10 protein-coding genes are annotated in these 11185 nt (G+C 62.1%); 6 read left to right on the forward strand and 4 right to left on the reverse strand.

Translation table 11 applies throughout. The features are described 5' to 3' along the window. Both GIW04_RS21455 and GIW04_RS21460 read left to right on the forward strand, forming a co-directional pair. The coding region (locus tag GIW04_RS21455; RefSeq protein WP_236479180.1) for a mechanosensitive ion channel family protein at nucleotides 1-853 on the forward strand (853 nt) is incomplete at its 5' end. Nucleotides 854-946: 93 nt separating this feature from the next. Next, entirely contained in the window at nucleotides 947-1384 is a 438-nt protein-coding gene (locus GIW04_RS21460) for a carboxymuconolactone decarboxylase family protein (protein WP_003190655.1), read from the forward strand. Between the two features lie 5 nt (nucleotides 1385-1389). On the opposite strand, the gene GIW04_RS21465 is transcribed toward GIW04_RS21460, so the two are convergent. Then, nucleotides 1390-2160, reverse strand: a complete 771-nt coding sequence (locus tag GIW04_RS21465) for an AraC family transcriptional regulator (RefSeq protein ID WP_003190656.1) — start codon at nucleotides 2158-2160, stop codon at nucleotides 1390-1392. A 98-nt stretch (nucleotides 2161-2258) separates the two neighbouring features. On the opposite strand from GIW04_RS21465, the gene GIW04_RS21470 reads away from it, so the two are divergent. Beyond that, nucleotides 2259-3389, forward strand: a complete 1131-nt coding sequence (locus GIW04_RS21470; RefSeq protein WP_003190657.1) for a multidrug effflux MFS transporter — start codon at nucleotides 2259-2261, stop codon at nucleotides 3387-3389. Here the strand turns inward: GIW04_RS21470 and GIW04_RS21475 are convergent. Beyond that, nucleotides 3379-5526, reverse strand: coding sequence for a TonB-dependent siderophore receptor (locus tag GIW04_RS21475; protein WP_120248290.1), 2148 nt, complete (start codon nucleotides 5524-5526; stop codon nucleotides 3379-3381). The genes GIW04_RS21470 and GIW04_RS21475 overlap by 11 nt on opposite strands. A gap of 202 nt (nucleotides 5527-5728) precedes the next feature. Further along, the gene (locus GIW04_RS21480) at nucleotides 5729-6625 is read right to left on the reverse strand and encodes a helix-turn-helix domain-containing protein (RefSeq protein ID WP_057710022.1); all 897 of its coding nucleotides are present in this window, start codon (nucleotides 6623-6625) and stop codon (nucleotides 5729-5731) included. 138 nt (nucleotides 6626-6763) lie between these two features. On the opposite strand from GIW04_RS21480, the gene GIW04_RS21485 reads away from it, so the two are divergent. Genes GIW04_RS21485 through GIW04_RS21495 form a run of 3 tightly spaced genes read left to right on the forward strand, consistent with a single transcriptional unit; the run spans nucleotide 6764 to nucleotide 10525 of the window. Continuing rightward, the gene (locus GIW04_RS21485; RefSeq protein WP_057710179.1) at nucleotides 6764-8122 is read left to right on the forward strand and encodes a glutamine synthetase family protein; all 1359 of its coding nucleotides are present in this window, start codon (nucleotides 6764-6766) and stop codon (nucleotides 8120-8122) included. A 25-nt stretch (nucleotides 8123-8147) separates the two neighbouring features. Then, entirely contained in the window at nucleotides 8148-9236 is a 1089-nt protein-coding gene (locus GIW04_RS21490; protein WP_057710021.1) for a polyamine ABC transporter substrate-binding protein, read from the forward strand. Beyond that, the gene (locus GIW04_RS21495; protein WP_120248289.1) at nucleotides 9233-10525 is read left to right on the forward strand and encodes an NAD(P)/FAD-dependent oxidoreductase; all 1293 of its coding nucleotides are present in this window, start codon (nucleotides 9233-9235) and stop codon (nucleotides 10523-10525) included. The genes GIW04_RS21490 and GIW04_RS21495 overlap by 4 nt, the downstream gene beginning before the upstream one ends. Before the next feature lie 110 nt (nucleotides 10526-10635). Here GIW04_RS21495 and GIW04_RS21500 read toward each other — a convergent pair. Then, the coding region (locus GIW04_RS21500; RefSeq protein ID WP_236479181.1) for a LysR family substrate-binding domain-containing protein at nucleotides 10636-11185 on the reverse strand (550 nt) is incomplete at its 5' end.

Genomic DNA, 11185 nt, shown 5'->3' on the forward strand with positions numbered 1-11185 from the left:
GGGCAGCCTGGCGGTGATCCCCAACTCCCTGGCGGCCAAGGCCAAGATCATCAACTTCTCGCGCCCGGCAGACATGTTCGGCCTGGCGGTCAGCCTGCAAGTCAGCCCCCACGCGCGCCCGCAAACCGTGATCGAAGCCCTGGAGCGTGCGATGCAGGGCTGCCGGCCGTTGCTGGCCCAGCCGGCGCCCAGCGTCGCGTTCAAGGCATCCACTGGCAGTGGCGTGGAATATGAGATCAGCGGCTTTGTGCCGGCCATGGGCCTCAAGCGCGAAACCCGCAACCAGCTTTACGACCTGGCCTACCGGCATTTGCAGGCGGCGGGCGTGGGCCTGCTGTCCGCCACCGAAGGCAGCACGCCGCCTGCGGTGTCTGGCGCCCGCGCTTTGCTGGAGCGCTCGTCGATCTTCTCCACCTTGCGCCAGGAAGAAAAAGACACCTTCAGCCAGAACATGACCCTGCACACCTACCGCGCCGGCGAGATGATCCTGGCGGCGGGGGAGGTCAGCGATCATCTGTTCATTGTCGAATCCGGCGTGGTCTCGGTGCTCTTGATCAAGGACGGGCACAAGTTCGAGGCCGGGCGCATGGGCCCGGGGGAGGTGATCGGTGAGTCCGGCATTCTCTCCGACCAGGCGGCGCTGGCGGATTTCTCGGCCAAGACCTACTGCACGCTCTACCGCATCGAAAATGAATACCTCAAGCCGTGCCTGGACGCCCGGCATGATATCGGCGAAGCCATGAAGGCGCTGCTGGACTTCCGCCGCCATGCCGCCCAGGCCCTGACCGAAGACGCGCCCGTGGTACCGGTCAAGAAGGGCTTCATCCAATGGCTGAGGAACCGCGGCCTGTAGATTGGTCACCTGTTCTTCGCCCGGATTGGCTATTTCTCCAGAACGCTGCGCTGACTACTCTGCGCACCTATCCCAACGTTCTGGAGTTTCACCATGCAAACCCGTACCGATTTCTACACCGCTTCCCCAGACGCCATGAAAGCCATGCTCGCTCTGGAAGCGGCAGTGGGCAAACTCTCCATCGAACTGCCACTGCTGGAACTGGTGCGCCTGCGCGTCTCGCAGATCAATGGCTGCGCGTTCTGCCTGGACATGCACACCGCCGATGCCCGCAAAGGCGGCGAAACCGAGCGCCGCCTGTACACCGTGTCGGCCTGGCGTGAAACCCCGTTCTTCACCCCGCGCGAGCGCGCTGCCCTGGCCTGGGCCGAAAGCCTGACCCTGCTCAGCCAGACCCACGCCCCGGATGAAGACTTCGACGCACTGGCCGCCCAATTCAGCCCCCAGGAACAAGTGGACCTGAGCGTCGCCATCGCCACCATCAACAGCTGGAACCGCCTGGCGGTGGGCTTTCGCAAGATGCCCAAGTAAGCCCGTCAGTTGGCTTTGAAATAGTTTCGCGGCGTGGTGCCGGTCATGCCTTTGAAAAAGGCGATCAGTGCACTGTCGCTGGCAAAGCCCAGTTCAAAGGCGCAGTAGCCCAGGCTGCGCCCGATGGCAAGCAGTTCGATCATGCGCATCAAACGCCACTGTTGGCGCCATTGCTGATACCCCAGGCCGGTTTCCTTGAGGAAAATCCGGCCGATGGTCTTGGTGCTGGCGCCAATGTGCTGTTCCAGGTCCTGCAGCGTGGGGGGCAAGCGGTCAAGCTGGGCCAGCAGCGGCGCCAGGCGCTTGTCCCGTGGCAACGGCAACAGCAAGGGTTGCGCCGCCGCGTGGCGGATTTCATCCAGGCACAGTCCGAGCAAATGGGCATAGCGACCCGCCTGCCAATCAGTCTCGAACGGCGCCAGGGCCATGGGTTCCAGCACTGCCCTGAGCAAGGCACTCACTTGGATCACCCGCACCTGGGCCGGCAACTGCTCGGCCAGGGCCGCACTCACATACACCGACCGATAGTCCACCGCCTGCTGCATCACCGCACGATGGGGCAGGCCGCCGGGGATCCAGGCTGCGCGGGTGGGTGGCAACAGGCACAGTTGATTGTCCAGGGTGATGCGCGTGCACCCTTGCTGGGTGAACAGCAGTTGCCCGCGCTGGTGCACATGCAGGCCCGAATCGTGATTGCCCAGCACCGCCGCGATGCCGATCACGGGCGCTGCGAAGGCATCGGGGTTGAAAGACGCGGTAGCGGCAAGCCAGGCCATGGGTTGTCCGATTTGATGGATAAAGTGTCGAAGTCCGGATAATAGCCCAGCTGGCGCGCCCTAGAATCCGTCCGTTGTGTTTATGGATGGATCGTGTGATGACATATAAAAATTTGCTGCCGCTGACCATGGCCCTGCTGATGTTCCCGCAGTTGGCCCAAACCCTGTACAGCCCGGCCCTGGGCGATATCAGCCGCGCCTTTGACGTCGCGCCGGAACGGGCAGGGCAGACCTTGTCGGTGTATTTCCTCGCCTTCGCCCTGGGCGTGGTGGTGTGGGGCCGGCTGAGTGATCGTCTGGGGCGGCGGCCGGTGATGCTGATGGGGCTGGCAATCTATGTGGGCGCTTCGGCGCTGGCCTTGACGGTGACGACATTCGACGCCTTGCTGCTGGCCCAGGCCTGTGCTGCTTTTGGCGCGGCGGTGGGGTCGGTGGTCACGCAGACGGTGTTGCGTGACCGTTTCCACGGTGCCGACCTGGCCCAGGTGTTTTCCGTGATGGGTATTGCGCTGGCCGCCAGTCCTGCTATCGGCCTGTTCAGCGGCGCGAGCCTGGTGGAATTTTTCGGTTACCGCGGCGTGCTCTGCACGTTGCTGCTGCTCGCGGCGGTGTTATGGGGCTGGTGTTGGTGGGCCTTACCGGAAACCCGTCCGGCCTCCTTGCCCACCGCCGCCCTTGGCCAGACGCTCGGCCTGATGCTCAAGGATGCCGGAGTATGGCGCTCGGTCGGGTTGGTCGCGGCGTTCAATATCGCGCTGTTCAGCTATTACAGCGTGGGGCCGTTTGTCTTCGCGCAGCAGGGGCGTTCCACCGCCGAGTTCGGTTACAGCGGTGTGTTGCTGGCGCTGGGTTCCGGGTTGGGGGCGTGGCTGAACAAAGCCTTGCTCAAGCGTGGGTTGAGCGGTGAGCGGTTGGTGGTTGTCGCCGCAGCGGTGGCCGTGGTGGGGAGCCTGTTGGTGTTGGCCCTGCAGCACAGCTGGCTGTTGGTGTGGCCGATGCTGTTGGTGGTGCTGGCCTTCGGCATGGCGATTCCCAACGTGCTGGGGGCGGCCCTGGTCGATTACCGTGACCGCCTTGGCACCGCCGCCGCCCTGTTTGGCTTGCTGTACTACCTGGTGATTGGCGGCGGGCTGGCCTTGGTGACCTGGTCCCAGGATTTAGGCTGGAGCCTGTTGGTGTGCGGTTTGGCAGCGTTGTGGCTGGCTACGTCGCGGCTACTCAGAAGTTGACCGACGCACTCAAACGCGCCGTCAACGGCGCGCCCTGGAACAGGTAGTCATCGCCCATGTACTCGCCCGCGTCGCGCCAGTAGCGCTTGTCGAACAGGTTATCGACGCTCAGGCGAAACACGGTCTCGTAGCCATCGACCTTGGTGGTGTAGCGGCTACCGACGTTGACCACCGCGTAGTCGCCCACTTCCACGTTGCCGGTGCGATTGGCGGACTTCTTGGCGCTGTATTGCACGCCGCCCAATACGGCCAGGCCATTGACCCAGGGCAGGGCGTAGTCGGCGTACACACTGGCGCGCAGCTTTGGCACGTTGATCGCCTGATGGCCTTCGTACTCCGGCGTGCCGCTGCCGCTCACCCGCGCTCGGATCGCGGCCACGCTGGTGGCGATCTGCAGACGGTCGGTGGCCCAGCCGTTGGCAGACAATTCAATCCCGGTGTTTTTCTGCTGGCCCTGCTGCACGTAGTTGAACGTGTCACCTTCGGGCTTGGCGTACTGGTAAGCCTGGCGCGTCTGGAACACGGCGGCGGCGAAGCTGATACGGCGCCAGTCGTATTTCACCCCGGCTTCGATCTGGCGCGAGACGGTGGGGGCGAGGGTTTCGCCGTCATTGTTGGTTGTCCACGGTGCTTCACCGCCCAGAGAAAGGCCTTTGCTATAGCTGGTGTACAGCGAAATGTTCTCTACAGGTTTGTAGATCAATGATGCCTGGGGTAGAAATTCATATCTCTTGGTATGACGGTCTTGAACGCCGTTTTTGTCGAAGGCTTTTTCGTCCAAGCGTACTTCACGGCCGCCGAGAATGGTCTGCCATTGCTCGTTGATCTGGATTCGATCAGTCACGAACAGGCCGTACTGGCGGCTGTCGAGGTTGCGATGGCTGTCTTTAAGCGGCTCGCTAGTAGGTGGAAAGCTCGGCGCATCCTGATTGATATTGCTGCTGCCGATTCGCTCGTTGACTGAGTCACGTTTGTCGATCACCCGGCGAAAGGCGCTGGTACCAAAGGTCAGTTCATGGCCCAAGCTGCCGGTGTTGAACAAGCTGGTCAGGGCTACCTGTACCTCGTCGTCGCGACGAGTGTCATCGGGGCTGCGGTAGTCGTAGACGTCGTAGTCACCCGTTGGGCTGAAGGTTGCAGTTCCGCAATCGGCCACGTAGAAGCAGCCGTAGGCAAACGAACTGTAGTCATCAATCACCACCTTGCTACGCGCCGCGCTGACACTGCCTTTCCACTGGTCGCTGAAACGGTACTCGAACTTGCCGTTGAGGTTCAGCGAATCAATCCCGACCTGCTTGCCGCCCGTCTGGTGCCCCAACAGCTTCTTCGGTGAAGCGCCGTGGGGCACTTCGCTGCCGCCCAGCAGTTGATAACCCGGTACTGAGCGCTGTTGTTTGTTCTGGTATTCGGCATCCAGTTGCAACACGGCGTCGGGGCTGATGTTCCAGTCAAAGGCCAGGGACACGAAATCGCGCTGGCCGTTGGCGTGTTCCACATAGGAATTGAGGTCTTCATGGGCGACATTGGCGCGCAGGCCGAACTGCTGCTCGCTGCCAAACCAGCCGCCAACATCGGTGGCGATGTAGCCACTGCCACGATCATCGGTGGACACCGTCACCGAGCGCACATCCTGGGGGCGCTTGGTCACGTAGTTGATCACTCCGCTGGGCTCAGAAATGCCGCTCTGCAAACCCGCCAGGCCCTTGAGCACTTCCACTTGCTGCTTGTTTTCCAGGGCGACGTTCTGCTCGCCGGTGATGGTGCGTCCATTGATCTTGTAACTGCTGGCCGCGTTCAGCGAAAAGCCACGCACCACGAAATTCTCGTAATAACCGATAGGCGCATAACTGTCGCCCACTGAGGCATCGTTGCGCAGCACTTCACTGAGCAAGCGTGCCTGCTGGTCCTTGATCAGCGCGGCGTTGATCACGGTGATCGAGGCGGGGGTGTCCAACAGCGGCGCTTCATCAAAGCCGCCCACCGACGCGGTTTCACTGCGGTAGCCCGACTCATCCTGGCCCTGAACCTTTACCGTCGGCAACTCGATCTCGGCGGCCAGGCTGCTGCCGATGCCGCCACTGAGCAACAGGCCGAGGGCGAAACGTGAAGTGACGACGGGGCGAAAACGCAAAACCATGGGTAAAGGCCTTAAAGCGTTGGGCGGGGGGCGCATAAGCTAGGCATAACGGCGGGATTTTACAAGTTATGCAGCAGGGCTCTGCCACACCGCTAATCGAATGTGGGAGCTGGCTTGCCTGCGATAGCGGCGTGTCAGTCGCTGAATTATTGCCTGAACCACCGCTATCACAGGCAAGCCAGCTCCCACAGGGGATTGGACTTCAACCAAAGCGCTTCAGGGTCTCGCTGGGCAGCTCCCGGAACAAAGCACGATAACTGTTGGAAAACCGCCCCAAATGCCAGAACGACCAATTCATCGCCACCTCGGCCACCGTGGTATCCGCGCCACTCAATAGCTCACGCCGCGCCCCATTCAACCGACGCAACCTTAACCACTGCGCCGGGCTCATCCCTGTGTAGGTCTTGAACCCTTGCTGCAATTGGCGCAACGGCACACCCGCAATCTGCGCCAGTTCCAACAGGTTGGCGGTTTCATCCGGTGCATCCGCCGCCCATTCGCCGATGCGCGCCATCAAGCGGCGTTCTTCGCTGCGCTTTTGTAGCGAACTGCGGTCCAGACACACGCAGGCGTTATCGAGGATAAACAGGCAGTCGTCGAGCAGTTGCTGGGTGAGGGCATCGCGGCTGATGGGGTCGGTCAGTGCCGACAGGCGCGTAAGGGTGCCGCTCAGCCAGCGAGTGAACAGCGCATTTTGCCGACAGGTCAGCGGCGCCATGAACAAGCCTTCGAGTTTGGCTATATCCAGGCCCTGGCGCTGGACGAACTGTGGGCCGAATACCACCGCCACTTCGCGGTAGTTGATCGGGGTGATCCAGGTGTTGCGGCTTTCGCCATTGAGCAGGTACAGCGCGTTGTCACTGGCGTCGAAACAGAACGTCAGGGCGCCGGTGGGGGCGTTGAAATGCTGCTCCACGCGGGTGTTCATGCACTCTTCGTAAACCTGCACGCCTTGCAGGTCGAGGTAGCGCACCTGCCCGGCAAAATGCCCCGGCGACATCTGCTGGTACTGCTGCACCCAGCCGGGTGTCGCACTGCATTGGGCGGCCACATCGCCGGTGGCGAAGGCCTGTACGCGCAAAGCGGTTGCCTGTGTCATGGGTGATCCGTGCGCACTCTATTGGTGCGTTGTGCCGCGTGCAAAGTGGATAGATGCCGTTTCAAGGCTGGCCCAAGATAGACCTCAATGCGCTGGGAGTACAAGCCGGCGTCGCATCCCACCCAAGACGAGGTCCTTATGAACGCCCCCTTCGATCAGCTGTCCACCTGGCTGAAAGAACACAAGATTACCGAGGTCGAATGCGTGATCAGTGACTTGACTGGCATCGCACGCGGCAAGATCGCACCCACCAACAAGTTCCTGCATGAGCGAGGCATGCGCCTGCCGGAAAGTGTGCTTCTGCAAACGGTAACCGGGGACTTTGTCGACGACGATATCTACTACGACCTGCTGGACCCAGCCGATATCGACATGATCTGCCGCCCGGCAGCCAACGCCACTTACGTGGTGCCGTGGGCCATCGAACCCACCGCCATCGTGATCCACGACACCTTCGACAAGCAGGGCAACCCCATCGAGCTGTCGCCGCGCAATGTGTTGAAGAAAGTCCTGCAGCTCTACACCGACCAAGGCTGGCAGCCGATTGTCGCGCCGGAAATGGAGTTCTACCTGACCCAGCGTTGCGAAGACCCGGACCTGCCACTGAAAACCCCGATTGGCCGTTCCGGCCGTGCCGAAACCGGCCGCCAGTCGTTCTCTATCGATGCCGCCAACGAGTTCGACCCGCTGTTCGAAGATGTCTATGACTGGTGCGAAGCCCAGGGCCTGGACCTCGACACCCTGATCCACGAAGACGGCCCGGCGCAGATGGAAATCAACTTCCGCCACGGCGACGCCCTGGACCTGGCCGACCAGATCACGGTGTTCAAGCGCACCTTGCGTGAGGCCGCCCTCAAGCACAACGTCGCCGCCACCTTCATGGCCAAGCCGGTGGCCGATGAGCCGGGCAGCGCCATGCATTTGCACCAGAGCGTGGTGGAGATTGCCACCGGCAAACCGGTGTTCGTGGATGCCGATGGCGCCATGAGCCCGCTGTTTTTGCATCACATCGGCGGCTTGCAGAAGTACATCCCCATGCTGTTGCCGATGTTTGCGCCCAATGTGAACTCGTTCCGCCGCTTCCTGCCGGACACCTCGGCGCCGGTCAACGTCGAATGGGGCGAAGAGAACCGCACCGTCGGCTTGCGCGTGCCCACTTCCAGCCCGGAGGCGATGCGCGTGGAAAACCGCCTGCCGGGGGCCGATGCCAACCCGTACCTGGCCATTGCCGCGAGCCTGCTGTGTGGTTATCTGGGGATGATCGAGCACATCGAACCCAGTGCCCCGGTGGAAGGCCGCGCCTATGAGCGCCGCAACCTGCGCCTGCCGTTCACCCTCGAAGATGCACTGGCGCGCATGGAGGATTGCGACACGGTCAAGCAGTACCTGGGCGAGAAATTCGTGCGCGGCTACGTGGCGGTCAAACGCGCCGAGCATGAAAACTTCAAGCGGGTGATCAGTTCCTGGGAGCGTGAGTTCCTGCTGTTGAGCGTCTAAAAACAAGCATAAAAGGGGTGACGATATGCGTCTTGTGAACAAACTTCTCCCACTGGCCCTGGCCGCGGCGTTCAGCAGTGCAGGCCAGGCGGCACCGACGGTGAGTGTCTACAACTGGACCGATTACATTGGCGAGACCACCTTGGCGGACTTCCAGGCCAAGACCGGTATCAAGGTGGTCTACGATGTGTTCGACTCCAACGAAACCCTGGAGGGCAAGTTGCTGGCCGGGCGCACCGGGTATGACGTGGTGGTGCCGTCCAACCACTTCCTGGCGCGCCAGGTGAAGGCCGGCGCGTTCCTCAAGCTCGACCGCGCGCAGTTGCCCAACTTCAAGAATCTGGACCCCAAGCTGCTCAAGTTACTGGAACAGAACGACCCCGGTAATACGCACTCGGTGCCGTACCTGTGGGGCACCAATGGCATTGGCTATAACGTCGACAAGGTCAAGCAAGTGCTGGGTATCGACCGTATCGATTCGTGGGCGGTGCTATTCGAGCCAGAAAATATCAAGAAGCTGCATGAATGCGGCGTGGCCTTCCTCGATTCGGCGGATGAGTTGTTCCCGGCGATCCTCAACTACATGGGCAAGGACCCACGCAGCGAGAATGCCGAGGACTACAAGCAGGCCGAAGCCAAGCTGCTGACGCTGCGGCCGTACATCACCTATTTCCACTCATCCAAGTACATCTCGGACCTGGCCAACGGCAATATCTGTGTGGCCTTCGGTTATTCCGGCGATGTGTTCCAGGCCGCCAACCGCGCCAAGGAAGCCAAGAACGGGGTGAACATTGCGTATTCGATCCCCAAGGAAGGCGCCAACCTGTGGTTCGACCTGCTGGCGGTTCCGGCCGACGCGAGCAACCCTAAAGAAGCCCATGCGTTCATCAACTACCTGCTGGAGCCCGAGGTGATTGCCAAGGTCAGCGCCTCGGTGGGCTATGCCAACGCCAACCCGGCCGCCAAGCCGTTCATGGCCCCCGAACTGGTGAACAACCCTGAGGTGTACCCGCCCCAGGAGGTACTCGACAAACTCTATATTTCCACCACGCCCACGCCGGCGACCATGCGCGTGATGACCCGCGCCTGGAGCAAAGTGAAGTCCAACCGATGATGCAGCCCAATGAACATGCCCCGTCCTATTACCGCGCTTCGGCGAATGCCATGGCGCAGCGGCCCGCACTTGAGGCAGACCTGAGCGCCGATGTGTGTGTGATCGGCGGCGGCTTTACCGGGGTCAACACCGCCATTGAACTGGCCCTGCGCGGGCTTTCGGTGATCCTGCTGGAGGCGCGCCGCATTGGTTGGGGCGCCAGCGGGCGCAACGGCGGGCAATTAATTCGGGGTATTGGTCATGATGTCTCCGGGTTTGCCAAATACGTGGGCGAGGAGGGCGTGCGCTATATGGAGCGGGCCGGTATCGACTCGGTCGCCCTGGTGGGCCAGCGCATTGCCGAGCACGGCATCGACTGTGACCTGCGCTGGGGTTTTTGCGAACTGGCTAACACCCCGGCGCAGTTTGCCGCGTTCAAGGGCGAACAGGCGCACCTGGCGGCCATGGGGTATGCGCATGAAACGCGACTGGTCGGCCCACAAGACATGTCGCAGGTGGTGGGCTCGACGGTATATGCCGGCGGCTTAGTCGACATGGGCTCCGGCCATCTTCACCCGCTCAACCTGGTATTGGGCGAAGCGCAGGCGGCCGAGGCCCTTGGCGTGCGTATCTTTGAGCACAGCCCGGTGCTGGAGCTGATCCATGGCGAGACGGTGCAAGTGCGCTGCGCAGGCGGCAGCGTGCGCGCAGCCAACCTGGTGCTGGCATGCAATGCTCATCTTGAAGAGCTGGAGCCGCGCTTGAGCGGCAAGGTACTGCCGGCGGGCAGCTACATCATCGCCACCGAGCCACTGCCTGAGCCTTTGGCCCAGCAGTTGATCCCACAGAACCTGGCGCTGTGCGACCAGAAAGTCGGCCTGGATTACTACCGGTTGACTGCCGACCGGCGCCTGTTGTTCGGCGGTGCCTGCCATTACTCGGGGCGCGACCCTCAAGACATTGCCGCGTACATGCGCCCGAAAATGCTCAAGGTGTTCCCGCAGTTGGCCAACACGGCTATCGAGTTCCAATGGGGCGGCAAAATCGGCATCACCGCCAACCGCTTTCCCCAGGTCGGGCGGCTCAAGCAGTACCCGAATGTGTTCTATGCCCAAGGCTATTCCGGCCACGGCTTGAACGTGACGCACTGGTGCGCACGGTTGCTGGCTGAAGGGATACATGCGGGCGCAAGCCAGGGCCTGGATATCTTCAGCCAGGTGCCACACATGACCTTTCCCGGTGGCAAGGCGTTGCGCTCGCCGCTGCTGGCGTTGGGGATGTTGTGGTATCGGTTGCGCGAAGTGCTCTGATTGATCGTTCCCACGCTCTGCGTGGGAACGCCGCCGCGGACGCTCCGCGTCCCGCCGTTTAGTGACGCGGAGCGTCATGGGATGCATTCCCACGCGGAGCGTGGGAACGATCAGTCGGTCAGCACCTTGCGAAAGGTTTCCACTAATGGCCTCAAGTTGACGCGGTGCCAGGCGGCCCACAGTGGTGTGGTGTAGGCCAGCCACGGCAGCTCGCGCAACACCACGCCGGGCGGTGCGTTGCGGCTCAGGCCCTTTTGCACCATCGCCACTCCTAGCCCCGACGCGACCAGGCCCAATGCGGTAAAGGGTTCGCTGGCCTCCATGGGGATCTGCGGGGTGAAACCGGCGCGGATGCAGGCGGCGACGAAATCGTCAGCCGGGTGGGCGCCAGGTTTGCGTTGCACGCCGATCCATTGTTGGTCGGCCAGGTGTTCGGGCAACAGTTCGCGTTGTCGAGCCAGCGGATGCTGTTCGGGCAGGGCCAGCAGCATCGGGTCGTCGAGGACTTGCCAGGCGGTCAGGTCCGGGTCATCGGCGGCGGGTGGTTCGCTCACCAGGGCGATGTCCAGGCTGCGTTGGCGCAAACCTTCCAATTGTTCCAAGGAGGGCAGGTTATACAGCTTGATATGCACGGCGGGCCGGTCGTCGCGCAGTATGCGC

The sequence above is a fragment of the Pseudomonas sp. PA-4-8C genome (assembly GCF_021606625.1).
In the GTDB taxonomy this organism is placed as follows: Bacteria; Pseudomonadota; Gammaproteobacteria; order Pseudomonadales; family Pseudomonadaceae; genus Aquipseudomonas; species Aquipseudomonas lactis.

Bases quoted from the DNA above. Each gene is read 5' to 3' on its own strand.
- GIW04_RS21460 (WP_003190655.1), top strand. From the start codon at position 947: ATGCAAACCCGTACCGATTTCTACACCGCTTCCCCAGACGCCATGAAA.
- GIW04_RS21465 (WP_003190656.1), bottom strand. From the start codon at position 2,160: ATGGCCTGGCTTGCCGCTACCGCGTCTTTCAACCCCGATGCCTTCGCA.
- GIW04_RS21470 (WP_003190657.1), top strand. From the start codon at position 2,259: ATGACATATAAAAATTTGCTGCCGCTGACCATGGCCCTGCTGATGTTC.
- GIW04_RS21475 (WP_120248290.1), bottom strand. From the start codon at position 5,526: ATGGTTTTGCGTTTTCGCCCCGTCGTCACTTCACGTTTCGCCCTCGGC.
- GIW04_RS21480 (WP_057710022.1), bottom strand. From the start codon at position 6,625: ATGACACAGGCAACCGCTTTGCGCGTACAGGCCTTCGCCACCGGCGAT.
- GIW04_RS21485 (WP_057710179.1), top strand. From the start codon at position 6,764: ATGAACGCCCCCTTCGATCAGCTGTCCACCTGGCTGAAAGAACACAAG.
- GIW04_RS21490 (WP_057710021.1), top strand. From the start codon at position 8,148: ATGCGTCTTGTGAACAAACTTCTCCCACTGGCCCTGGCCGCGGCGTTC.
- GIW04_RS21495 (WP_120248289.1), top strand. From the start codon at position 9,233: ATGATGCAGCCCAATGAACATGCCCCGTCCTATTACCGCGCTTCGGCG.